Source organism: Paracoccus sp. Arc7-R13, assembly GCF_004010775.1.
GTDB classification, from domain to species: Bacteria; Pseudomonadota; Alphaproteobacteria; order Rhodobacterales; family Rhodobacteraceae; genus Paracoccus; species Paracoccus marcusii.
Genome location: NZ_CP034810.1, coordinates 1,220,314 through 1,243,746, shown reverse-complemented (window position 1 = coordinate 1,243,746; position 23,433 = coordinate 1,220,314). Strand labels below are relative to the sequence as shown.

26 protein-coding genes are annotated in these 23,433 nt (G+C 65.5%); 5 read left to right on the top strand and 21 right to left on the bottom strand.

All coding sequences use genetic code 11. From position 1 onward, the window contains the following. Positions 1 to 50 precede the first annotated feature (50 nt). The 14 genes from EOJ32_RS06240 to EOJ32_RS06175 all read right to left on the bottom strand — a co-directional run bounded on the left by EOJ32_RS06240 (position 51) and on the right by EOJ32_RS06175 (position 14,530). A complete protein-coding gene (locus EOJ32_RS06240) occupies positions 51 to 1,094 on the bottom strand; it encodes a toprim domain-containing protein (protein WP_080620482.1) in 1,044 nt (347 codons plus the stop codon). After that, the gene (locus tag EOJ32_RS06235) at positions 1,094 to 5,443 is read right to left on the bottom strand and encodes a strawberry notch family protein (RefSeq protein WP_127898011.1); all 4,350 of its coding nucleotides are present in this window, start codon (positions 5,441 to 5,443) and stop codon (positions 1,094 to 1,096) included. Before EOJ32_RS06235 ends, EOJ32_RS06240 begins: the two co-directional genes overlap by 1 nt. 158 nt (positions 5,444 to 5,601) lie before the next feature. After that, the gene (locus EOJ32_RS06230) at positions 5,602 to 6,246 is read right to left on the bottom strand and encodes an antitoxin of toxin-antitoxin stability system (RefSeq protein ID WP_080620480.1); all 645 of its coding nucleotides are present in this window, start codon (positions 6,244 to 6,246) and stop codon (positions 5,602 to 5,604) included. Further along, complete coding sequence (locus tag EOJ32_RS06225; RefSeq protein ID WP_080620479.1) at positions 6,239 to 6,655, bottom strand: hypothetical protein; 417 nt, start codon at positions 6,653 to 6,655, stop codon at positions 6,239 to 6,241. Before EOJ32_RS06225 ends, EOJ32_RS06230 begins: the two co-directional genes overlap by 8 nt. A gap of 60 nt (positions 6,656 to 6,715) precedes the next feature. Then, positions 6,716 to 7,273: a hypothetical protein gene (locus EOJ32_RS06220; RefSeq protein ID WP_080620478.1), complete on the bottom strand. Its 558-nt coding sequence runs from the start codon at positions 7,271 to 7,273 to the stop codon at positions 6,716 to 6,718. Between the two features lie 98 nt (positions 7,274 to 7,371). Beyond that, positions 7,372 to 7,740: a thermonuclease family protein gene (locus EOJ32_RS06215; RefSeq protein WP_080620477.1), complete on the bottom strand. Its 369-nt coding sequence runs from the start codon at positions 7,738 to 7,740 to the stop codon at positions 7,372 to 7,374. A gap of 175 nt (positions 7,741 to 7,915) precedes the next feature. After that, a complete protein-coding gene (locus EOJ32_RS06210) occupies positions 7,916 to 8,080 on the bottom strand; it encodes a hypothetical protein (RefSeq protein WP_164871400.1) in 165 nt (54 codons plus the stop codon). Between the two features lie 427 nt (positions 8,081 to 8,507). Further along, on the bottom strand, positions 8,508 to 8,807 hold the full coding sequence (locus tag EOJ32_RS06205; RefSeq protein ID WP_080620475.1) for a hypothetical protein: 300 nt from the start codon (positions 8,805 to 8,807) through the stop codon (positions 8,508 to 8,510). Then, the gene (locus EOJ32_RS06200; protein ID WP_080620474.1) at positions 8,804 to 9,133 is read right to left on the bottom strand and encodes a hypothetical protein; all 330 of its coding nucleotides are present in this window, start codon (positions 9,131 to 9,133) and stop codon (positions 8,804 to 8,806) included. Before EOJ32_RS06200 ends, EOJ32_RS06205 begins: the two co-directional genes overlap by 4 nt. 94 nt (positions 9,134 to 9,227) lie before the next feature. Further along, positions 9,228 to 11,381 carry a chromosome partitioning protein ParB gene (locus EOJ32_RS06195; protein WP_080622746.1) on the bottom strand — a complete coding sequence of 718 codons (2,154 nt, stop codon included), beginning with the start codon at positions 11,379 to 11,381 and terminating at the stop codon, positions 9,228 to 9,230. A 137-nt stretch (positions 11,382 to 11,518) separates the two neighbouring features. After that, a complete protein-coding gene (locus tag EOJ32_RS06190; protein WP_080620473.1) occupies positions 11,519 to 11,905 on the bottom strand; it encodes a hypothetical protein in 387 nt (128 codons plus the stop codon). A 155-nt stretch (positions 11,906 to 12,060) separates the two neighbouring features. Beyond that, a complete protein-coding gene (locus EOJ32_RS06185) occupies positions 12,061 to 13,011 on the bottom strand; it encodes a hypothetical protein (protein WP_230382924.1) in 951 nt (316 codons plus the stop codon). After that, positions 13,008 to 13,961: an ArdC family protein gene (locus EOJ32_RS06180; protein WP_080620472.1), complete on the bottom strand. Its 954-nt coding sequence runs from the start codon at positions 13,959 to 13,961 to the stop codon at positions 13,008 to 13,010. The genes EOJ32_RS06185 and EOJ32_RS06180 overlap by 4 nt, the downstream gene beginning before the upstream one ends. A 101-nt stretch (positions 13,962 to 14,062) precedes the next feature. After that, positions 14,063 to 14,530, bottom strand: a complete 468-nt coding sequence (locus tag EOJ32_RS06175; RefSeq protein ID WP_080622744.1) for an ATP-binding protein — start codon at positions 14,528 to 14,530, stop codon at positions 14,063 to 14,065. A 279-nt stretch (positions 14,531 to 14,809) separates the two neighbouring features. Here EOJ32_RS06175 and EOJ32_RS06170 point away from each other — a divergent pair, with 279 nt between their 5' ends. After that, positions 14,810 to 15,091 carry a metal-sensing transcriptional repressor gene (locus tag EOJ32_RS06170; protein ID WP_080622743.1) on the top strand — a complete coding sequence of 94 codons (282 nt, stop codon included), beginning with the start codon at positions 14,810 to 14,812 and terminating at the stop codon, positions 15,089 to 15,091. Beyond that, on the top strand, positions 15,091 to 16,404 hold the full coding sequence (locus EOJ32_RS06165; RefSeq protein WP_080620471.1) for an MFS transporter: 1,314 nt from the start codon (positions 15,091 to 15,093) through the stop codon (positions 16,402 to 16,404). Before EOJ32_RS06170 ends, EOJ32_RS06165 begins: the two co-directional genes overlap by 1 nt. Positions 16,405 to 16,415: 11 nt before the next feature. On the opposite strand, the gene EOJ32_RS06160 is transcribed toward EOJ32_RS06165, so the two are convergent. After that, a complete protein-coding gene (locus EOJ32_RS06160; RefSeq protein ID WP_205963182.1) occupies positions 16,416 to 16,691 on the bottom strand; it encodes a hypothetical protein in 276 nt (91 codons plus the stop codon). A gap of 77 nt (positions 16,692 to 16,768) precedes the next feature. Between EOJ32_RS06160 and EOJ32_RS06155 the strand changes: the two genes are divergently transcribed. From EOJ32_RS06155 to EOJ32_RS06145, 3 genes are read left to right on the top strand one after another with little or no spacing between them, the layout of a single operon-like run. Further along, on the top strand, positions 16,769 to 17,164 hold the full coding sequence (locus tag EOJ32_RS06155; protein ID WP_080620470.1) for a transposase: 396 nt from the start codon (positions 16,769 to 16,771) through the stop codon (positions 17,162 to 17,164). Continuing rightward, a complete protein-coding gene (tnpB, locus tag EOJ32_RS06150) occupies positions 17,161 to 17,508 on the top strand; it encodes an IS66 family insertion sequence element accessory protein TnpB (protein ID WP_035746778.1) in 348 nt (115 codons plus the stop codon). Before EOJ32_RS06155 ends, tnpB begins: the two co-directional genes overlap by 4 nt. Positions 17,509 to 17,566: 58 nt before the next feature. Next, positions 17,567 to 19,066: an IS66 family transposase gene (locus tag EOJ32_RS06145; protein ID WP_035746780.1), complete on the top strand. Its 1,500-nt coding sequence runs from the start codon at positions 17,567 to 17,569 to the stop codon at positions 19,064 to 19,066. Here EOJ32_RS06145 and EOJ32_RS20255 read toward each other — a convergent pair. The 6 genes from EOJ32_RS20255 to EOJ32_RS06120 all read right to left on the bottom strand — a co-directional run bounded on the left by EOJ32_RS20255 (position 19,015) and on the right by EOJ32_RS06120 (position 23,415). Further along, positions 19,015 to 19,221, bottom strand: coding sequence for a DUF5615 family PIN-like protein (locus EOJ32_RS20255; RefSeq protein WP_089389002.1), 207 nt, complete (start codon positions 19,219 to 19,221; stop codon positions 19,015 to 19,017). The genes EOJ32_RS06145 and EOJ32_RS20255 overlap by 52 nt on opposite strands. Beyond that, positions 19,218 to 19,868, bottom strand: coding sequence for a DUF433 domain-containing protein (locus EOJ32_RS06135; protein ID WP_080620467.1), 651 nt, complete (start codon positions 19,866 to 19,868; stop codon positions 19,218 to 19,220). The genes EOJ32_RS20255 and EOJ32_RS06135 overlap by 4 nt, the downstream gene beginning before the upstream one ends. A gap of 101 nt (positions 19,869 to 19,969) precedes the next feature. After that, positions 19,970 to 21,328 carry a site-specific integrase gene (locus EOJ32_RS06130; RefSeq protein WP_080620466.1) on the bottom strand — a complete coding sequence of 453 codons (1,359 nt, stop codon included), beginning with the start codon at positions 21,326 to 21,328 and terminating at the stop codon, positions 19,970 to 19,972. Further along, positions 21,321 to 21,467: a hypothetical protein gene (locus tag EOJ32_RS20065; protein WP_155043630.1), complete on the bottom strand. Its 147-nt coding sequence runs from the start codon at positions 21,465 to 21,467 to the stop codon at positions 21,321 to 21,323. The genes EOJ32_RS06130 and EOJ32_RS20065 overlap by 8 nt, the downstream gene beginning before the upstream one ends. Positions 21,468 to 21,560: 93 nt before the next feature. Then, positions 21,561 to 22,205 (bottom strand): ceramidase domain-containing protein, encoded by a 645-nt coding sequence (locus EOJ32_RS06125; RefSeq protein WP_127898010.1) that lies wholly within the window; start codon positions 22,203 to 22,205, stop codon positions 21,561 to 21,563. Between the two features lies 1 nt (position 22,206). Then, positions 22,207 to 23,415 carry a YeeE/YedE family protein gene (locus EOJ32_RS06120; RefSeq protein WP_127898009.1) on the bottom strand — a complete coding sequence of 403 codons (1,209 nt, stop codon included), beginning with the start codon at positions 23,413 to 23,415 and terminating at the stop codon, positions 22,207 to 22,209. Positions 23,416 to 23,433: the final 18 nt, after the last annotated feature.

Below are 23,433 nucleotides of genomic sequence, written 5' to 3'. Positions count from 1 at the left end.
GAAACCGGCAGGCGACGAGTTGGGCCGCGCCTCCGAGAACGATTACATCCTCACCGCTCCATGAAACGGCGGATGTCCTCGGGATGAAGCTGATCCTTCAGGGCCGCCCTGAGGGCATCGGCGCCACGGCGTCGCAGATCATCGTTGAAGTCGCCCTCGACCGGCGTGAGCGTGACCGCCTCGATCCCGAAGCTCGCTGCTCTGGAGGCGAGGCTGTCTCTTGCGCCGTCCCCGGCCGGGTCGCGATCGCGCAGGACATAGAGCCGGCGCAGGGACGGCGGGAACAGGATGGCAGCGAGGTGAGCGGCTGAAAGCGCCGCCAGCATCGGCATGTGGGGCAGAACCTGACGGGGCGACAGCACGGTCTCGATGCCCTCGCCGGCTACGAGAACCTCAGCGGCAGTGTCGAAGCGGACTGCGTGGCCGAGAAGGTCGCCCATCGCCCGCCGCGGTGTTTCGACAGGTGCCTTGCCGGAACCGTCCGGGGCGAGCCAGGTGCGATGCGCGCCGGTCTGGTGGCCGGAGAGATCGGTGACGGCGGCGACGAGTGCCGGCCTGATCTCGGTGGGCGAATGCTCATCGGGCCTGTAATAGCACCGGGGATGGTAGCGCAGCGCGGCGGTGCCCGAGAGGCGGGTGATCGCCCGCCCGCGCAGGTAGATCTCCGCAAGCGTGCCGCCGATCGGCTGCGCCATGGCGAAGAGGCGGCGAGACGCTTCAGGCGAACCGGACGCCACGCTGGACGTGCTGCCGGTCGGCGTCTTCGTCTTCTCCGGTTCGGGATGCGGGAGAGCGAGGAAACGGCGCGCTTCCTCGGCCACGTCCTTGAAGTCGACGAGGCCAAGCGATTGCCGGATGATGTCGAGCAGATCGCCATGCTCCCCAGTGGCCATGTCGGTCCACTTCCCCGCCGCGCCCTTGCCGGATTCAGGCCCGGTGAGGCGGACAAACATGGATCGCCCAGGCGTGTTTTGCACATCGCCGACCAGCCAGTATCGTCCGGCGCGCTGGCCGGACGACAGATAATGGCGGCAGACCGCCTCGGCCTCCCGACCGAGACGGATCGCCAGTTCCGAGACATCGTGACGGGGCATCATGCTGCCTCCCGCTCGCCGATGCGCTCGACCGGCCAGCGGTCGAGAACCTTGCCGAGAACGGCAGGGCCAGTCCCATCGACCGGAACGAACATGCGCAGCTTCCATGAGATGATTTCGTGGAAGAGGCCATAGGCCGAGAGGCGCTGACGCATCATGTCGGTAAAGCCGGAGAGTTCGATCCGGTTCGCGCCCATGACGCGGACCCGCCGAAGCTGAAGGCCCTCGGCGAGATCGAGGATCGTCCGACCTTCCATCAGCGCCGCAAAGGCATCATCCGGCGTGACCGATGCGGTTCCGGTCTTGGTCGCGTTCGCGGCCCAGGCTGGAGAGACCTTCCGGCCGATGATGCGCTCGCCGGCGTCAGACTGGAGCCGATAGACGCGGGTGGAGTCATTGGGCAACCGCTTCCAGATCGGCAGCAACAAGCCCGTGACCATATGCAGGGTGCTGTCGGCAAACTCCGGCACTTCTGCAACCTCGGCCTCCCAAGCCGATGCGAAGACGTCCCGGTCGGCCTCGACCCAATGGGTTTCGCCCATCATTCTGACCGGGACGTTATGGGCCTCCATCGGCCGGATCAGGCGGACGCGGCGCTCGATCTCGCCATCATCCAGCATGACGCTCGTGCTGGGGATCTGCACCGCCGCGCGACCCGAGCGCTCGTTGATCAGCAGCTTCGCACGCGGATCATCGAGTTCGGCCAAGGCGGCGTCGAGCGTCACCGGCCGGTTGCGCTTGCGTTCGGTGATAGTCAGCAGGCTGGTCTCGGCCCCGGTGCGCGGATGGGTGTAGATCACCTGCCGGTCCGCCACCACGAAGCTTTCGGCGCGCAGCGTCTCCAGTCCGGCATCATAGGTGCCCGAGGCGATGGCGCCCTCAATCCGCACGGTCAGAAGCTGCTCGAAGGCGGTGAACAGCACGCCCTGAAGCTCAATGGTCAGGGCGAGCAAACGGTTGAGAAACGTGGTGATCGCCGGCAAATCATCCTTGATGCCGTTCGAGTCCATCAGCTTCAGCCCCGTTGCGGCCTCGAACCGCTCCAAGCTGCATCCCTCGACCTTGCCCCGCACCAGCAGGAGATAGAGCTGGCGCAGCGCGTCGCGGGCGTAGTGGCTCTCCAGATTGTCTTCCGGGCGGAACAGGCCCTGACCGCCGGTCTGGCGCTGGCCGCGCGTGATCGCACCCAAGGTGTCGAGGCGGCGGGCGATGGTCGAGAGAAATCGCTTCTCGGCTTTCACATTGGTCGAGATCGGCCGGAACAGCGGCGGTTGCGCCTGATTGGTGCGGTGCGTGCGGCCAAGCCCTTGGATGGCGGCATCGGCCTTCCAGCCCGCTTCGAGGAGATAGTGGACGCGCAGCCGGGTGTTCTTCGCCGAGAGTTCGGCGTGGTAGCTGCGCCCGGTGCCGCCGGCGTCGCTGAACACCAGCACACGCTTGCCATCATCCATGAACGCCTGGGTCTCGGCGAGATTGGCCGAACCGGCGCGATTCTCCACGACCAGCCGGTCGATGGTCACGCTGCGCTTGCGAACGATCCGGCGCGAGCGGCCAGTGACCTCGGCCACGGTGTCAGTGCCGAAATGCTGGATGATCTGGTCGAGCGCGCCGGGGACCGGCGGCAGGCTGGCGAGGCTTGCGATCATCTCGTCGCGCCGCGCCACGGCCTCCCGGCTTTCGACTGGCTGGCCGTCGCGATAGACCGGGCGAGACGACAGGTTGCCCTCCGAATCCGTGAACGGCTCGTAGAGCTGGACCGGGAAGGAATGGGCGAGGTAGTCGAGGACATATTCGCGCGGCGACAGGTCCATTTTCAGGTCGCCCCATTCCTCGGTGGGGATCTCGGCGAGCCTCCGTTCCATCAGCGCCTCGCCGGTCGAAACGATCTGGATGACGGAGGAATGGCCCGCCTCCAGATCGCTGGTGATCGAGCGGATCAGCGTCGGGGTTTTCATCGACGTGAGCAGGTGCCCGAAAAAGCGCTGCTTGGCGCTCTCGAAGGCCGAGCGGGCGGCGGATTTGGCCTGCCGGTTCAGCGTGCCGGAGCCGCCGTCGCCGCCGGTGATGTTGGCGGCCTGCATCGCGGCATCCAGGTTGTTGTGGATGATGGCGAAGGCATCGGCGTAGCTGTCGTAGATGCGGATCTGCTCCGGGGTCAGCTCATGGTCGAGCAGCTCGTATTCCACGCCTTTGAATGACAGCGAACGGGCGGTGTAGAGGCCGAGGGCGCGCAGGTCGCGGGCCAGCACCTCCATTGCCGCGACGCCACCGGCCTCGATCGCCTCGACGAATTCCGCCCTGGTCGAGAACGGGAAATCCTCGCCGCCCCAGAGGCCCAGGCGCTGCGCATAGGCGAGGTTGTGGACGGTGGTGGCGCCGGTGGCCGAGACATAGACGACGCGGGCCTGCGGCAGGGCATGCTGGAGGCGCAGCCCGGCGCGACCCTGCTGGCTGGCGGCGACATCACCGCGTTCTCCCTTGCCGCCGGCGGCGTTGGCCATGGCATGCGCCTCGTCGAAGATGATGACCCCATCGAAGTCGGAGCCCAACCATTCGACGATCTGTTTGACGCGCGAAACCCTTTCGCCGCGGTCGTCGGAGCGCAGCGTGGCATAGGTTAAAAATAGGACGCCTTCGCCCAGAGTGATCGGCTTGCCTTGTAGGAAGCGCGACAGCGGCGTGACCAGCAGCCGCTCCATGCCGAGGGCGCTCCAGTCCCTTTGTGCGTCCTCCAGCAGCTTGTCCGACTTCGATATCCAGACCGCCTTACGCCGCCCTTGCATCCAGTTGTCGAGGATGATGGCAGCGGATTCCCGGCCCTTGCCGACACCAGTGCCGTCGCCGACCATGAACCCTTGGCGGAAACGGATGGCACCCTCGGCCTCCTCCGGCGCGGCGGACAGGCTGTCGAGCGTGTCATCGACCGTCCAGGCCCCGGCGAGGAAGCCCGTATGGGCCTCGCCGGCATAGATCACGGTTTCCAGTTGCGCCTCGGACAGCTTGCCGAGAATGTCGGCTGGCAGCATCGGCCGGTAGCTCGGCTTCGGCGGCGCGATGCTCGCCATCGACGCCGATTGCACGAGCTGGGTCGGATGCGCCTGCGCGCCGGCGATGCGGATGGTCTGGAGACCGTATTCCTCATAGATCGCATCGGAGAGGCGGCCGTCTTCGGCCGGTGCCCAATCGACGGTCTCATAGGCGAGCGGCACCCCCTCCGGCTCGGCCAGCGGCGCGGCGGGCGCAGCCCTCGCCGTTCGGTTGACATAGCCGCGCACGGTGCGGGGGACGGCAGGCCGCGCGATCGGCACGGCAACGCCGGGATCGACCGGCAGCCGCGCGGGCAACTGATCCGCCAGCCAGCCCATCAGCGTCGCCACGTCCGGCGCGACTCCGATTGCTGTCGGAAACACCGCAGGGTCGTCGGCGGGCAGCTTGTCGATGACGGTCAGCCGGGTTGGGATCGTGGTGCCATGCTTGGCATAGACCGACCCATCGACTGCGGCGGAAAAGGTGACGCGGCCGCGCTCCTGCAGCCGGGTCCAGGAGGCGGTCCATGCCGGATTGTCGGCGGCGAAGCTCGCCCCGGTGATGGTCACAAGCCGCCCGCCGGGCGCAAGGCGCGCCAGCGCCGAGGCGACATGGCGGAAGGCGGCATCGGCCATGCGGCCCTCGACATTCACCATGACCGAGAACGGCGGGTTCATCAGCACGACGGTCGGGACCAGGCCGGGATCGAGGTGATCGTCGATCTGGGCGGCGTCGAAGCGGGTCACGGAGAGGGCCGGAAAGAGAGAGGAAAGCAGGCCGGCGCGCATCTCGGCGAGTTCGTTGAGGAGCAGCGTGCCGCCGGCGATCTCGGCCAGAATGGCGAGGAGCCCGGTGCCGGCCGAGGGCTCCAGCACCCGGTCGGCAGGAGTGATCGCCGCCGCCGTCACCGCCGCAAAGCCAAGCGGGATCGGGGTGGAGAACTGCTGGAAGGTCTGGGCTTCCTCCGACCGGCGTGTATGCGTCGGCAGGAGCCCGGCGATCTTGCCGAGCTGCGGCAGGATAGCCGCCGATGACCCGGCTCTGCGGAAAAGCGCAGCGCCGTATTTGCGCAGGAAGAGGACGGTCGCCGCCTCGCAGGCATCATAGGCGGTCTTCCAGTTCCAGGCGCCGGTGGCATCGGAAGCGCCGAAGGCCGCTTCCATGGCGCCGCGCAGGGTTGCGGCATCGACACGCTGACCGCGTTCGAGATGCGGCAGCAGGAAACCGGCAGCGGTGAAGGTGGAAGCAGCCGTCTCGGCGTCATGGTCGAGTGGAAGCGGCGCGGCGGCGGAGGCCGCCGCGGAAGCAGAGATCATGTTCATCGGAGATTCCTTGGGAGAGCGGAATAGGACCGAGCCGCACGGCGCTCTCTCTCGACCGCACCGGCTCAAATCCCTTCCGGTCGCTCTCTCCCTCTCAAGCCGTGGCGTAAGCAGGCATGAAACAAGCGCCCGGCCGAGAGGCGGAGCGCTTGTCGGGGTCAGCCAAAACGGCGTCCGGCTTTGGTGAAGGTATATTCGTTGGCGGTGATGGTCTCATCCACCGCCTCACCCGAGGAGAGGTAGTCGTATTCGCGCTCAAGCTGGCGGTAGAGCCAACGGGCCAGATCGCGCAGCGCCTCAATCACGATCTCCTCGGCATCGGCGGTCATGTCCTGATATGTCTGGCTGTCGCGTTCGACGGAAATCGCCATGCAATACTCATGGTAGTAGCGACCACGATGGCTGGCCTCGGCGCGAAGCTGGTAGAAATTGCGTCGCTGGATTGCCTGAAGGGCATCGGCGATACCGTGCAGGGCCGTATCCTGCGGTGCATGGGATCGAATCTCGGCCGAGGCGTTCTTCCCATAGGAGTAGAACCCTTCCCAACAAGCGCCATCGCCTTGTGACCAGAAGCCTGAGAAGAAGATGCGCGGCTCCCGCCGCGAGCCGCCGCCATACAGGCGCACGGTGCGGGTCTTGAAGCGGATGCCGAGGATTTCCGCGATCCGCTGGAAATCCTCATAGACCGCATCATACCAGTCGTAGTCGAACCCGCCTTCGCGATACCAGGCGCGGGCCTTGTCCTTCGCCGTGTCGGAAAGCTCGTCGAGCCGATAGACCGTGGTTTCGATGATCTCAGGCATAGGGATCACCTCCGTCCAGGACGATCTCCAGCCAGCTGCCGCTATAGATCCAGTCCACGGTCTCGCCGGTGGCGAGATCGAGGGCATGCGCGCCACCACCGAAGGCGTTGACCCTGGCTTGCGAGCAGGCGGTCGCATACTGGAAGCCCCAGAGGCCCGACAGGCCGAACGCGGCCGCGCAGCGTTTTACGAACTGGATCACATGCTCGGGATCGCCGGTCTCATCGTCGCGCATCCAGAGCTGGGTGCCGCCATGCTCAGGCTGGATCGACAGAATGAATCCTTCCGAGGGAGGGTCTTCGGCAGCGTTTTCCTCTGAAAGTGCGTTGTAGAGGTCGAGCGCGCGGGCGGCGTTTTCCGGGGTGCCTACGTCGAGCAGGCAGGAGAAATGGGTGAAATAGTTAGCCATGTCGGACTCCTGAAACGAGAAAGCCCGGCGCGCGGCCGGGCGAAGATGTGGAAGAAGGTGTCAGGCGGCCTGGGGCAGATGGAGAAGCTCCGCCGCGGTCTCGCGCCAGTAGGGATCGACCAGTCGGGCCTCGAGCAGGCTGGCGCGATAACGATGATCGCGGGCTGCGCTGTGATCGACCCGACCGGAGGCGGCGAAGGCCAGCCCGCGCAAGCGGCTGGCTTCGGTGATGATGCGGCGGGCCTCCACGTCGGAGACGACGGGCTGCTGCCAGAGGACGATTCCTGCCCGGATCTCGCCACCGAGAACCAGGCCGAGATCGCCGTCCTGAATGACGACGATACGCGGGTGAAAGCGCAGCGTGTCGTCCGCGCTGACACGAATGTCGCCGCGCGCGACGCGCTGGCTGGCAAGGATCATGGCTTCTTCGGCGGATGCGGATTGACCGATGACGACCGTGCGGTCGAATTCATCGGCCTCGTCGAGGCCCTCGTAACCGGCCGTGCCCATGCAGGAGAGGCGCAACGGCAGCTTTTGGGCGTAGCGCAGCCGGGGCAACACCTCGCGCGTGATGACGTCGCCGACCAGGGTAAAACCGGGGTGGTGGGAAAGGGTCATGGGGTTTGCTCCACGACGGGCGGCGGAAGCCTCTCTTCCACCTGCAACCCGTCACGGCCAACCGACCCACCCTCTCACTCTCCTGTTGTCGGGGTGGATCAGCACCACGGTTCGCGGCGTCCCGCCCAGGTTCGGGCCAGTCCCTCGCTGACGAGAATGTCTCCGACGTCTCGTCCCTCGACGCGGATCGCCGCCAGGGTCCGGCCATAGCGGTCGGTTCCCTGGTGCAGGATTTCGATCCGCTGGCCTTTCAGAAGCTCGGCCAGCCTGATCTTCGATTGCAGCGCGAGGTCGGTTTCATACGCGCATTGCCCCTCGATCTCGGGGGCGTCGATGTTGAAGATCCGGACGGCCTCAGATTGCCGCGTCGTGCCCAAGCGAATGGAATCGCCGTCCCAGACGCGGATTTCGGCCGGTTCGCATGACGCCGTGCAGAGCAGAATGGAAACGACAATATGGCTGAGCATGGCGAATGGCTTTCATCTTGATGGAGCGAAATCGGCGTGATCGCCGACGGTTCTTTCCGATGCGGGTCGAGATCGCAATGCCGTCCGGCACGCAAGCGGCAATCGGCGGCGATTGTCGGGAGAAGGCCCGACTGCGCTTGGGCACCGGGCCTTGGGAGTGAGGCGCTTTCGCGCCTCAGCTCCACGGATCGAGTTCCAGCTTCACCATCTCCTCGTCGCCGTCGAACTCGTCGGCCGGCATGGCGGAGTGGGTTCCATCTCCGGCCTGAAACACGACGATGGAAACCATCAGCGTGGTGGCGAGGCTGGCGGCGAAGGCGGTGGCATCTGCATAGGACATGGGTTCCGGCTCCTGTCTTGGGAGGCGGGGGACCATCCCCCGCGCGACAGGCGCCCGAAGTGTCCGACCGGATCTGCAATCACCCTCGCGCGTTCGGCTCGTCCGAATCCGCGAGGGCGGCACGCTCGCGTAAGCCGACCCCTCGTGGGTTGATTGACAAAGAGACGGTCGGACCAAGGTTCGCGAATGGAAGCGGGGGTGGTGCTTCGCCTCTGACAGGATGCCGGGAATCCCGTCATAGATGCCCCGCCGCGCCAGCCTCGTTGCCGGGCTGATCTTCAGGATGTGTTTCAGGCTGGAGATGGAATCCGCTGTCCCGCTGCGAGAAGCTGACGGCGCAATGGTGACGCTGGACCTCGATCCGTCGCTGGCTGCGCGGCGATACCCCGATGGCCCGGTCTGCGCCAGGCACAGGCGTAAGGGCTGCTCAGTCCCATAGCCCATCGGCGATCTCGCGGGCGATAATTGCCCGAGCCTCCATCATCACGTCGTCGCCGGACGTGTCGATATGACCGTAGAACCGTGTCCGGGCGCCGTGCGCGCTCCAGTCCGCATAGCGGCAATATTCGCACCTATCGAGCCGGAAGGCGCGCATGTCCTCGGCCCAATGAGGCTTCGGCTCCACGAAGACGGTGACGCCGCCGCGCGTTTCCTCCCACGGAAGCGATCGCTCCATGGGAGGGTTGCGGCGGTCGTCAGCGAAGATTTCATCAACCGTCATGATCATGCGCCACCACCATCGGCGCTTGGAACGGGGCTGTCCGGATCGGTGGAATCAGGAGGATCGCGTTTGATTTCACACGCCTTCGTCCAAAAGAACTCGTCGCGCTCCAACATGCGCTCGAAATACACGTCGCCGATCTGGTCGTCGGGCGGCAGATCGTCATCGAAGGCGTCAGTCCACCATTCTTTGGCGATCTCTGTGCGCCAGTGCATCGCCTCTTCGCTGTCGAGAAAAGCGCGCACATCGGTTCCATAGCGATGTTCATAAAGGGCGACATGAACAGTCTGAGGAATGGGCTGGCCGGGGTTGGGATGGTTGTCGGATGGCATGATCCTGTCTCCTGAAAAAAAAGGCCCGGCCGGGGCCGAGCCTATATGGGGTGGGGAGTAAGCGGGGCGACCGAGACCGCCCCGCTGGTGCGCGTCACTCGGCGGCGACCAAGGCCACCGGATCGTCGGCGGCATCGGCCGCGTTCTCATCGTCACCGGCGAGGAAATCGGGCAACGCCATGCCATTCTCGTCCTGATCGGCTGAGCCATCCACGGCCTGCGCGTCCACGGTGGGGCGCAGCGGCTCCGGCAGCCAGCCGGTATCGGCCAGAAGCCGCTCGGCCTCCTTCGCCATGTCGCCCTTCTTGAGATGCGCGATGAGATCGGCCGCGCGATCGCCGGCGCCTTCACGCACCGCTTCGAGGATGCGAGTCTTGGTCACGCGGCCGAGGTAGTTCTCGACCGTGGGTTTCCAGCCGGCTTCGACAAGATCGAGGCCGGTGGCCTGCGCCAGCCGTTCGGCCTCGGCCATGCGGCGGTCGAGACCGTGCTGCGAGATGCCATTCCCCGAATAGGGGTTCGGCCGCTCATAGAGCGCGTTGACGCCGAAGCTGACGCAATGGGCGAGCAGCGCCAGGCGGCTGGCATCGTCGAGGCCGTCGATCCAGCCCCAGAGCCTGTCGTCATCACCGGAGGGAATGTCGCCCCGCCAGGCGTCCGCGCGTTCGTCGATCATCTTCGCGGCGGCACTGTCCGCGAGCCCGGTCGCATCGGCCGGGAGATAGATGTGACGCACGGCGGCATAAAGGCTCGTTCCCGAGGTGGACGTGCGCTCGAAGGTATCGAGAACCAGCTTGTGCAGCAGGGCCGTCATGGCGACGTGCGGATTCTCGGCGAGCGCATTGCGCAGCGCCAGCGTCCGCCATGCGGTCAGGTCCGTCACCAGCCGCTCGGGCAGCGGTTTGACAGCATCGTCCTCTTCCTCGTCGGCGTCCGGGACCGGCTCGCCGCCGACAGTGATGACGGCGCGCTGCACGGCATCAGGGTCGGACGGGTCCGCGCCCTCTCCGGCATCCTCGCCATCGACCGTCTCGGGTTGCTCATCCTCGCGGCGGACGTAGCCGCTGCTGACGATCAACTCGCCCTCGCGGCCGATACTGACGAAAACACCGGCACGGGCGATGTCTTCCGGCGCGAAGGTGACGGGCCGGTTCTCGAAGGCTTCCAGCTCGGCCTCGATCTCCCCGAGACGCTGATCGGCCTCATCGGGGAGGTCGTCGGCTTCGGCATACTTGGCTTCGAGTTCGTCATACTCGTCGCGCAGCGCCTCGCGCGTGGCGCGCTCCTCTTCGGTCAGTTCCTGGGTCACACCGGCCAGCTTGCGCAGGCCGTTGGTGTGGCCGTAGGGCAGCTCGACCGCCGCGTCGATCCACTTCCAGCCTTGACCGGCGATCTCGTCGGCAATGGCGCGCAGCTTCTCGTCGACCAGGCGGTCGAGGAGCGTGACGTCCTGCAACCAGCCGCCGTTTTCCTCGGAGAAGAGGTCGCGCAGCACCGGGCCGCCCGCTGTCTCATAGGCTTCGACGCCGATAAAGCGGGCGCGCTTATCGGCGGCCGGAACCGTGGTCTCGGTCAGCATATTGCGGATCTGCCAGGGCTCCTTCTGCCACGACGTGCTGATGCGCTCCCAGACCTGATGCTGGCGCTCGTGGTCGGGGTTGACGGTGAAGGCTTCCAGCATCGCCAGCGTCATCTCGTTGCGCGCATAGGCATCGTGTAGTGTCGGCGCGACGGTGGCGAGGCGCAGACGCTGCATGATGTAGCGCGGCGTGGTCCGCCAGGCGTCGGCGATCTCCTCCTTCGACATGCCCATGTCGAACATCCGCTTGAACGCCTTGAACTGGTCGAGCGGATGCAGGGCGAGGCGCAGCAGGTTCTCGGCCAGCGAGTCGTCGACGGCCGAGGTCTTGGCGTCGGCCTTCTTGACGATGCAAGGCACAAGCCCTTCGGCCGGGAAGCGACCGGCTTCCACAAGGCGCGCGATGGACCTGTAGCGGCGGCCGCCTGCGGGTGTCTCGAAATCGCCGGTCTCATTGCCGTCCTCGTCGAATACGGCGCGGACATTGAGACCTTGCACGAGATCTTCCCGCCGGTCGATGTCATGGGTCAGGTCGTCCAGGCCGGCCTCCACGTCGATCTCGCGGACGTTGCTATCCGACAGTCGGATGCGGTTGAACGGAATATCGCGCGCCCGCGAGAACTCGATCATCTGAAGGGCGGGCTTCTTTTTCTTGGCAGCTCGGGCCATGGTGGTCATCTCCGCGACGGGCGGTCGTGAGCCTCTCTCTCGACCTCCAACCCGTCACGAAGCGAAGCGCCGCCCTCTTACTCTAAGAGGGCAGCGCTGTCGCAAGGACACGGGCTATTCAGCTTTGGAACAGCTCGTCAGTCGGCCTCGGCAACATTCGCGTTCGGGTATTCCCGCCGGTCGAAGACCGTGGCGGGGCCATGATCAGCGTGTTGAAGGGCGCCCTCTATGAAGAAGTGCTGCGGATCGAACCCTTGGTAGAAGGCATCGACCGCGGCATCCTCATCCTCTGCTTCGACCTCCTGGACGAAGCAGACCCACATCGCCCGCCGCTGGCGGACGAAGTAGCGGTTCATGGCGGGGACGCACTCGAATACCTCGTTGATGTCGCCGTCCGTCGCGGCGGCTTCAAACTGCTCGACGGCATGATTCCGGTCCGCGGCCTTGCACAGCCAGAACTCGTTCTCGGCGCCATGGCAGATGAGGAAGGTTTTCAGGGGCGTGGGTGACTGAATAGCAGGCATCTGCGTTCTCCGTGGCGGGCCGCCGGGAGCCTCTCTCCCGGCACCCAACCCGCCACGACCCAAAGCGCCGCCCTCTGTCTCCAGAAGGGCGGCGCTGCGAGCCGGAAAATCGCAAAGCCGGAAATCCGGCTATGTGCATCGGCGAGTTTCAGCAGTCACACCCCGCACATGCCCTCGCATTCGTTCGGCCAGAGGTCGAGCTGGCCATGATCGGCGGCTGTCGAAAGATCGGCCAGATCGAGCGGGACGGCGGAACGGTGAAGATAGACCTCGCCGCGAATGCCCCGGAAGCCCGTGCGGATGGCGGCATCGACCGACACGGCATCGGTCCACCCTTCGGGATCGTGGTCACGCATATGCCGCCAATAGGCATTGGAATGGAACGGGCAGCCGATGCAGGCGCTCTTGGGCGGGAGAGGATAGCCATGCCGCTCCAGCCAGCGCAGGCAGTCCTGGCGGGTCATGCCCCGTTCGATCAGGGGCCAGCGGTTGACCTGCCAGTCCTCAAACGAGGGCTTCATGCGCAACGCCTCGTCGAGAGAAATCCCGATCCATTGCTCGGCGACTGGCGATCCGGGCGAGCGGCGCCCCGCAATGCCAAGGAGTTCGCGCACCTTCCGCCGGATTGGGGTGATCTTGTAGTCCTTGGTGCATTGGCGGCGGATCATGCCAATGCTGATCCGCTCACCTGCCAGGACGCGGGAACCGACAATGACGGGTTCGCCGTTCTCGTCTTCATCATAGACGGGTAGTTCAGTCCCAGCGGGCGCGACCGTGCGTGTGAAGGCGGGGATCGAGGCCCACCGCTCGCCGCGTGCGCCGGTGAGCAGATCGGCGCGGATATCCCCGGCCGAGACGATATGGATGGGGAATGGCAGGACATTCGGCGATCCCAGCCAGGCAAGATGCTCATAGACCGCGTTCGGCTCCCAGCCGGTGTCCGCGAAGATCGCGCAATCCGGCATCGGGCCGATCTCGCCATGGGCAGCCATGAGGGCGAGCGTGGTCGACTGGACGCCGGCGCCGAGGCTGAGGACACGCAGGCGGATCTCGGCCGCCTGCGCAGGATCGGGGATCGAGCCGGGAAAGGCGAGCGCGTTCATCATGCTGCCTCCCGCTCATCGTCGGCCGCACCGAGCCCGTCCGCATCTGGCAGGAAGGACAAAATCCAGTCGGCCGCTTTGCTCGCCTGCGAGGCAGCGCGGACGACGGCCCGGTTGTCCTCGCGCAGCACTTCGAGCCAGGAGGCGATGTAATCCGCATGGCGGACGGTCGGCACAATGCCGAGGGAGGCACAGCAGAAGGCGGCCGAGATTTCCGCCACCAGCTCCTCGAAAGCGTATTTCCTGGTGCCGAAGGAACCGGAAAAATCGCGGTTCAGCCGGGACGCATGGCCTGTCGCATGACCCAGCTCATGCAGGGCCGTCCGGTGCCAGTTGATCGGCTCGAAATAGGCTTGCGGCGGCGGAACGACCACATGGTCGAGGGCCGGGACGTAGTAGGCGCGGTCGCCGCCGATGCGGAAGTCGATGCCGGTCGCCTTGATGAGCGCCTCGACCCTCGGCTCGACCAGTCCGGATGGCGGAGGCGGCATGGCCACGGCAATGTCCTCGGGCAGGCCCTCGCACTGCGCGGTGTTGAACACCGTGAACCGCTTCAGGAACGGGATCTTCCCCGGTTCCTCGCCGGTCTCTCGCGCCCGCCGCTTCTCGTCCTCGGGCGTGAAGCGATCGGCATAGACGACGGTTGTGCCGCACTCGCCCTTGCGGACATTGCCGCCGAGCGAAAGCGCCTGGCGGAAGGTGAGCCAGCCCTGTCCGGGGAAGCCGTGCTGGACGACGGCGCCCCACAGGATGAGGATATTGATGCCGCTATAGGCGCGGCCGGTGCTGGCGTTCTGCGGCAGGCCGAGCGGGGCCTGGGCCGTGGCCTTGCCCCAGGGCTGGACCCAAGGAAAGCGCCCGGCCTCAAGCTCGGCGATGATCTTGTCGGTGATCTCGTCGTAAAGGTTCGCCCGATCCGCGCCGGAACGGGGGGTATGGTCGTATCTGGACATCGCGGTTCTCCGCGACGGGCGCCGGAGACCTCTTCTCCAGCCCTCAACCCGTCACGGCAAACCCCGTCTGCACTCTCACTCTAAAGCGGCGCTGCCGCCGATCACGGCGGCGCGGTGCCGTGCCCAACCGCAAGTTCGTCCGTGGTCGGCGGTTCGAACATCTTCGACCAAGCGAGAAGATCGTTCGGATCGACAGCCGCATCGGCAGGCGCATCGCGGTTGCGGGCGATGATCCGACGCTGCAACTCCTCGACGGGGACGTCGAGATAGTGAAGCCGGGTCTCGCAGCCGAGCGACTGCGCAACCGCCCGGTAGGAATCGCGCTCCTCTCTTGACCAGAAGCCGTTCTCCAGAATGACGTCGTTTCCGGCGGCCAGAAGGCGTTGGGCCAGACGCCATTGCAACTGCTCGACACGCGCGCGGCCGCCCTCGTCGTAGAGCTGGAATCCGAGCGTGGACATCCATTCATCGGGAGAGAGGCGAAGCCCCTTTCCCTGATTCTCAAGCTGCCGTGCCAATGTGGTCTTGCCCGAGCCGGGAAGCCCACAGATGAGATGAAGTATAGGCATTGGGACAGTGTATCGCGAGGCGAGCGCGTCCACCACATCACTGAGTCCGGCTGAGACCTACCCAGGGGGCGTTGCGGGGTCTCCCCGCAGAAGGGGGTGTGCCGGCAACGCAGTGCCGGCCAGGGGGAAGGCTTTCCCCCGCAAGAACCGACAACCGCAAAAGCGTAGAAGTGCAAGTAAGCAATACCTGACTTCACCTGCCGCTATAGCCAAACGAGCAACCTGCTTTCGACGTTCGACCATCTTGGTATATCCCCTACAGGGGGATAGGATATGACGATGACCAAGCCATCCCAAACTCACCAATCCCACCCGGAGATCGTCAAGCGGCTGAAGCGCGCCGATGGTCATCTTCGCGGCGTCATCGAGATGATCGAGGGCGGGCGGCCGTGCCTCGACATCGCCCAGCAGCTCCATGCCGTCGAGAAGGCTATCGCCCAGGCCAAGAAGACACTGATTCAGGATCACCTCGACCATTGCCTCGAAGAAGTGGTCGGGCCGCTCGGGCGTGATCGGCGGCAGTCGATCGACGAGTTCAAGGAAATAGCGAAGTATCTGTGATGTTGGCGATCCTCGAAAACCGGACCTATCGCCACCTCTTTCTGGCACAGGTCATCGCACTGGTGGGAACCGGCCTTGCGACGGTGGCGCTGGGCCTGCTGGCTTTCGAACTGGCGGGGGCGGAGGCCGGCGCGGTGCTGGGGACCGCGCTCGCCATCAAGATGATCGCCTATGTCGGTGTCGCGCCGGTCGCATCGGCATTCGCCGAGCGTGTGCCGCGGCGCGCCATGCTGGTGGCGCTCGATCTCGTCCGCGCCGCCGTTGCCGTTTTCCTGCCTTTCGTCACCGAGATTTGGCAGGTCTATGTTCTGATCTTCGTGCTGCAATCGGCCTCGGCCGCCTTCACGCCGACCTTCCAGGCGACGATCCCCGACATCCTGCCGGACGAGAAGGAATACACGCGCGCGCTGTCGCTCTCCCGGCTGGCCTACGATCTGGAAAGCGTCGTCAGTCCGATGCTGGCGGCGGCACTTCTCGCCTTCATCTCGTTCCATAGCCTATTCGCCGGCACGGTGATCGGCTTCCTCGTCTCGGCGGCTCTGGTGATCTCGGTCGTCCTGCCGAGTCCGAAACCGTCGAAACCTCGTGGTATCTACGACCGCACGACGCGCGGCATCCGCATCTATCTGGCGACGCCGCGCCTGCGCGGGCTGCTGGCGATCAACCTCGCAGTCGCCTCGGCGGGCGCGCTGGTGATCGTGAATACGGTCGTTTACGTGCAGGCTGTCTATGGCCTCGACAACCAGGCGATGGCCCTGGCCCTCGCGGCGTTCGGTGGCGGCTCGATGGTCGCGGCGCTTGCGCTGCCGAAGCTGCTGGACTCGATTCCAGATCGAACGGCGATGCTCGGTGGCGCATCGCTGCTGGCGGTGGGAACACTGGCGGCGGCGGCGCTGCCGGGCTACGGCTGGCTGTTGCCGCTGTGGTTCCTGCTCGGTGTCGGCTATTCCACGGCACAGACGCCATCCGGCCGGCTGCTCCGGCGCTCGGCCAATCCCGAAGACCGGCCGGCGCTGTTCGCCGCGCAGTTCGCGCTTTCCCATGCCTGCTGGCTGATCGCCTATCCGCTTGCCGGGTGGGCCGGCGCGACGCTCGGCCTGCCGATGACGGCGATCATTCTGGCCGCGCTGGCCGCTGTCGCGATCGGCATCGGCTTCGCCGTCTGGCCTGCCGACGATCCAGAGGTGCTTGAACACGGTCATGCCGATCTGTCGGCCGACCATCCGCATCTCGCAGAAGCTGGGCATGGTCGACGCCATGCCCATGCCTATGTGATCGACGACATGCACGCGGCTTGGCCGCGTGAGCGCTGATCGCGCTCCCGTCAGGTTCTCTGGTCCGGCTCCGAGGGGAGCGCATATCGGATAACACGCAGATGGTCATCGTCCTCCAGCGTGACTTCAAGCACCTGGTTCACAAGGTCTGGATCGGCGTCAAGTTCGAGCAGGGCTTGCTCGAACAACTCCAACTGGAGGGCTCGCGTCATACCCTCGGGGCCATTGAGGCAGACCAGGCCGGCATGCAGATCGACACGGGCATATTGCCCTTTCTCGCCGGGGCGCGAGGCTGCGCCCCGGAAATCGACGGAATTGCGGGTCACGAAGGTCCAGTCGTCCTCGATGATGAGGGGTAACCGTCCGGTCTAACCGCTCTGCCGCGGTGTGAGAGTGCGGGATAGTGTCCACCATTGATAGTGGACACTGTGGTGATGACGTGGCGCGTCGGACGAAGCGGCTTTGGACGGATGAGGAGAAGCGGTCGATCTGCTTCCAGACGGCGGCGCCGGGGGTATCGGTCGCCCAGGTGGCGCGGCGCTACGCGGTGAATGCGAACTTGATCTTCAAGTGGCTGCGCGATCGCCGTTACGCGCCGGACCCCGCCTCGGCTCTTCCCCCGTCAGAGGAGGCGCGCTTTCTGCCTGTGGAGATTGTCGCGGAGACCAGGTCTGCCCGGGCAACACCTGCCGCCCACAACCACATCGAGATCGAATTGGCGGGCGGGCACCGGATGCGCATCAGCGGGAGCTATGATCCCGAGGCTCTGGCGCGGCTGATCCGGGGCGTGACGGCGTGATCCCGGTTCCGGCGAACACGCGGGTCTGGCTGGCGGCGGGCGCCACCGACATGCGCAAGGGGTTCACGGCACTGGCGGCGCAGGCCGAGGCGGTGCTGAAGCAGGACCCGTTCGCCGGGCATCTGTTCGTCTTCCGTGGCCGTCGGGGCGATCTGGTGAAGGTGATCTGGTGGGATGGCCAAGGCGCGTGCATGTTCATGAAGCGGCTGGAGAAGGGTCGGTTCGTCTGGCCCTCGGCCAAGGAGGGCAAGGTGGCTTTGTCGCCTGCGCAACTGTCGATGCTGCTGGAAGGCATCGACTGGCGGGCACCGGAACGGACGTGGCGGCCTCTGGCGGCGGGATAGTCCACGGCGCCTGCAATCAGTGATTCCCACAAGTAATACAGTGGGATAAACTTTCCGCATGCTCACCCAGGCCCTGACATTGCCGGAAGACCCCGAGGAGCTGCGCAGCTTCACCGCGCGGCTTCTGGCCGAGGTGAAGGCCCAGGCGATCCTGATCGAGAAGCTCCGGCATCAGCTGGCCGGGCACCGGGCGCACCGGTTTGGTGCGTCGTCCGAGACGGCGGAACAGTTGCAGCTGGCCCTTGAGACCAGCGAGATCGCCGCCGCCGCGATGACCGCGCGGATGAAGCTGCCGGACATCGAGGAGAAGGACAAACCCAAGCGTCGTCCGATCCCGGACCACATCCCGCGAATGGAGGTGGAGCTGACACCGAGCACAGATGCCTGTGCCGATTGCGGCGGGCGCCTGCGCCGGATCGGGGAAGATGTGACGGAAGAGCTGGAATACGTTCCCGGGCGGTTCATCGTGAACCGGCTTGTCCGCCCTCGGCTGACCTGCTCGTGCTGTGAACGCTTCGTGCAGTCCCCACTGCCCTCGCGCCCGATCGAGCGCGGTCGCCCGGGGCCGGGCCTCCTCGCCCATGTCTTGGTGAGCAAGTATGCCGACCACCTTCCGCTCTACCGCCAGAGCCAGATCTTCGAGCGCGAAGGTCTCGACCTGGACCGGTCCACCCTGGCCGACTGGGTGGGCAAGAGCACGGCCCTGTTGGAGCCGCTGGCCGACGCCATCGGGCGCCATGTCTTCTCAGCCGAGGCGATCTTCGCCGACGACACGCCGATCAGCATGCTGGCGCCCGGCACCGGCAAGACCCAGACCGCCCGGCTCTGGACCTATGCGCGCGACGAACGCCCTTGGGGCGGGCAGGCCCCACCGGCGGCATGGTATCGCTTCTCCGGTGACCGCAAGGGCCAGCATCCCAAGGACCACCTCGCCCGCTTCCGCGGCTGGATGCACGCCGACGGTTATGCCGGGTTCGAGGATCTCTACCGCTCCGGCACCATCCGCGAGGTCGCCTGCATGGCCCATGTCCGGCGAAAGTTCGTCGATATCCATCGGTCGCAGGGCTCCCCGATCGCCGGAGAGGCCATCGGCCGGATCGCACAGCTCTACGCCGTCGAGAAAGAAGCCCGAGGGTCGCCGCCAGACCGCCGCACGGAACTCCGCAAAGCTCACGCCGCCCCGGTCTTCGACGATCTGCAGCGATGGCTGGCCATGAGACTGACGGAAATCTCGGGCAAATCCCCGCTCGCGGCCGCCATCCGCTATGCCCTGACCCGAATGGACCGCCTGCGCCCCTACCTCGACCACGGCATCCTGGAGTTGGACAACAACACCGCCGAACGCGGCATGCGCGCCATCGCCCTCGGGCGGAAGAACTACCTCTTCGTCGGCTCCGAGGCGGGCGGCAACGCCGCTGCCATCGCCTACACCCTGATCGAAACGGCCAAGCTCAACGCCGTCGATCCCCACGCCTGGCTCGCTGACACTCTCGCCCGCATTCCCGACTACAAGATCACCAAGGTCGATGACCTGATGCCGTGGCGCTGGAACGGATAGCGGTCACGCCGGACGGTTACGATGAGGGGGATGAGATCCCAGTCCTTCGCGCCCGAGCGGCCCAGCCAGACGACATGGGACGATTCCCCATGCCCCCTCTGGTGAGCCAGCTCGGTCAGCTTCGGGCTGAGGCATTCGTCGATCAGGAACTTCATCCGGCTCGCCTGCGCGGCACGCGATGATCCGAGAGGATGCGCGCACCTTCGGGCAGTCTGGCGATGAGCGGCTTCGGCCGTCCGCGAAGGGGGTTGGCCTCCGCATAGAGCGCGGCCAATTCCAGCCTGTCCTCGGTCAGAGACGGATAATCCTCAAGGATCTCCTTGGCGGGGACGCCCGCCGCCAATGCGGCCGCGACGTCGTGAACCGGAACGCGCGTGCCGCTGATGACCGGGGTGCCGCCCATGATGTCATCGGAGATGGTGACCACCTCGCGCGCGGCGTCCAGCCGTTCCAGCCGTGCGACGGAACGCTCGAAGAAGGGCAGAAGGTCGATGGTCAGGAAGTCGTGGCGAACGGTCCAGTCGGCTTTCAGCATGGCCTCGGTGGCTGCGCGGTTCCAGCGCCGCAACCGTGGCTCGGCGGAGCGGATGGCGAACAGGCGTTCCTCCGAGGTCAGCCGTTTGGCGCTCTCGAAATAGAAGGCGATCAGGGTGCAGGCGGCCCCTAGCACGAAACGTCCGTTTTCGACCGAGACCAGCGTTTCGGGCAGGATGCGCTCGTCGATGACGCGATTGACATCGCGCAGGCTGACGCGGGCGACCACGGCCGCCTCCGTGGCCTTCAGCATTTCAGTCGCGGGCATGGACGCCTCCAACCAATAAATCTTCCGATGTGTCGGAATATATATTGGAGGCGCCCCAATTTCAAGGCTGACCCACGATCCGCCAGCCGTTTCCGCCATCCTCAAGCCGCCAGAGGCTGCGCCACGTCGGCGGTTCTGTCGTCGTTGCCTGCTGCCTTCTGAAGGAAGCGCGCGAGCGACGTCTTCCGGGAGTCCCGATCCAGCGCGTAGGCGGTCTGCTTGAACTCGATGCCATCGAGCAGGCCCTGAATGTAGCCAGCAATCGTGTCGGCCGCCATGATGAGGGCCGTGTCGACGGTGTGGATGTAATTGCTCGTGACAGACCCCTTGGCGTGACCGACGAGAGCGGCGATGGTGATCTCCGTGAACCCGAGATCATTCGCTATGCTCGCGAAGCTATGGCGAAGAACGTGGGGAGTGACATCGGCAAGCGGGGAGTCCGTGAAGATCTTCTTCCAGTGATTGGGGAAGCTGCCGAACGCTCTGTCCTCATCACGGCCGGGAAACACATAAGTGCCGATACGCGACTTGGCGCGCTCTTCCAGATACTCCACGACAGGCAGCCCGATGGGCCGAATGGAATAGCCTTCCTTGCTGTCTTCAAGGCGCAGGCAACTGGCTTGGGCGTCAACTTCGCTCCAGCTTAGCCCGATCATTTCCGATCGGCGGCAACCCGTCATGGTGATCTGGCGGATGATCTCGACGGTCATGGCATAATTCTCGTTCTGCGCTGCTTTGCGCAGCAAGACACCAAGTAGGCGATACTCCGCCTCGGACAGCCGACGCTTGCGGACGTTATCCTTCGGTTTCTTGATGCCATGCGCCGGGTTCCGCTCGATGATCCCAGCATCGACGGCATAGGTAAGAATACCGCCGAGAAGGCTGACGGTTCGAGCGGCAGTCCCAGGACCGCCGCGGACAATGGCCCTGCCTCTAAGCTTATCGGTCTTGACCGAAATCCGAGTTTTACCCGCCATGACGTCTTTGAGGAGCTTGTTGACGTCGGATTTGGTCAAGTCACGCACCCGCCGACTGCCCAAGAGCGGGATGATGTGCCGGTTGATCCGCCCGGTATCGGTCACAATCGTGCTGTGCTTCTTTGGACGGCCGCCTTTCCCCATGATGAGACCGGCGTTCATGTCATTCAGATAAAGAGTGCAGAGTTCCTTGACCGACATGGACTTGCGATCGAGCTGCTTTTCCTCGGCCGGGTCTTCGCCGCGCGCGATCCTGCCAAGTTGGACCTTGGCCTCCTGGCGGGCCAGTTCTGGCGTCCAGATACCATGCAGGCCGATGGTGTAGCGCCGCGACCGTCCTCCCTGGCGATACTGGATCACATAGCTGCGCTTGCCTGATGTGAAGACACGAAGCCCGAAACCGGGTAGCTCATCGTCCCAGATCACGTAATCACTGCGACGGCTTTCCGCCGCATCGACGACGCGTTTTGTAAGTTTAGCCATGGACTTCCTCCGTCACATGCCCGAAAACCCGCGTAAGCACCACGTAAGCAGCAGGGCGAAAACCGTGGCGAACAGAAGGATAGGCTTGTCGGCGAAGGAAATCAAATTCCTTTTTATTTACAGTAACATAGCGCATCATGGCGTGCCCCTTTCGGTAATCGACGGAGCTAGTCGTAATCCCTCCGAAGGCAGAGGCCAGGGGTTCGAATCCCTTCGGGTGCACCAAGATCCCCTAACCGATCCGATGCCGCCGCCAGACCTCGATCATCCATGCCAGCATGGTCGCGTTCAGGATGTGCCACATGAAATGCGTGCCGATGGGCAGCACGGCGCAGCTGGCCTGGTCCAGCGTGCGGAAGGTCAGCGACAGCGTCAGCAGCCCCGCCCCGATCGCCAGGCCCCGCGCCACGCGCGGCTGGCGGTTCCGCAGCAGGACCGCATAGGCCAGGATCAGCACCGGCACCGGGGCATAGCTGGCCGACGATCCCAGCCCCGGCACCTGCGCGAACAGCGGCACCGTGATCGCCGCATAGGGGATGAACCCAGCCGTCACCAGCGCCGCGACCCAAGGCCGGGCGCCCAGATAGTCGCGTGTGGCGGCAAACACGTAGATCAGGATGAACGTCAGGATCGGCAGGACGTCCATCAGCCCGGTCAGTCCGTTGGCATGGGTGTGAAACAGCCAGGACCCCAGCCCGATGACGAACAGCACCCCGGCCAGCACGTGCCCCGTCGCCATGCCCGGTCCCCGCAGGCGCCGCGCCATGACCAGAGCCGCCAGCAGAAAGGCCAGGTTGGTCAGCGCATTGACGGGTTCGGACCAGTATTCCGGCCCGGTGCGTTCGCAATAGGCGTCGACGGAGTCCAGCCAGTCCATCTCAGCCGTCGGCGCGGCTGGTGCGGCGTTCCATGAAGAACCACGGGCGCAGGGCCACGCCCAGCATGTTGCCCGCGAATGCCGCCACCGCCCACAGATAACCGTGCAGGCTGCCCGACGCGATCCCCGAGAAATAGGCCCCGATGTTGCAGCCATAGGCGATGCGCGCGCCGTAACCCAGCATCAGCCCGCCCACGACCGCGGCGATCACCGACCGCAGCGGGATCCGCAGCGACGGCGCGAACCGACCGGCCAGCGACGCGGCCAGCATGGCCCCCGCGATGATGCCGAAATCCATGACCGAGGTGACGTCCGAGAACACGCTTGACTGCAGCGCCTCGGCATTGGCGGGCCGCTGCCAGTAGCCCCAGGCGGTGGGGTCGATGCCGATGGCCTGCGCGATCTTGGCCCCCCACAGCGCAAAGGCCGAGGTGATGCCCCAAGGCCGCCCCGAGATCGCCAGCGTCAGGAAGTTCAGCACCACCAGCGCCACCGCGCCACCGACCAGCGGCCAGGGCCCGCGCAGCCAGCGCGCCATGCCGTGACGCTCACTTTCGGGGGGCTGCTCCAGCGTGCCGTGGCGGTTGCGTTCGACCCGCATCGTGATCAGCGCGATCGCCCCGAAGATGGCCAGAGACAGCGCGATCCCGCCCCAGGGACCAAGCGGCTGCCACAAGGCGACAGGCTCCAGCGCGGGCAGGCTGGCCCACCAGTCGAAATGGACGGTGCCCAGCACCGACCCCACGATGAAGAAGACCAGCGTGATCAGCATCCGCGCATTGCCGCCCCCGGCGGTGAACAGCGTGCCGGAGGCGCAGCCGCCGCCCAGCTGCATGCCGATGCCGAAGATGAACGCCCCCGCGATCACCCCCAGCCCGGCCGGAGAGACCAGCCCCCGCACCTCGTTCCCAAACAGCGTTCCCGATGCCAGGGCCGGAAAGAACAGCACCACCGCCATGGCCAGCAGCAGCATCTGCACCCGAAGGCCCCTGCCCCGGCGGTCCAAGATGAACACGCGCCACGCGGAGGTGAACCCGAACGCCGCATGGTACAGCGACATTCCCAAGGCGCCGCCCACCAGGAACAGCGCGCCCTGCGCCGCCCCCTGGGTCAGCGCCAGCGCGATGGTGCCAAGCGCCAGGACAACCAGTGCGCCGGTTCCGGGAAGGCCCAATCCGGGGCGGGTGGTCAGGGTCTGTGCATATGCCATGGCCGGTCCTTGTCATCG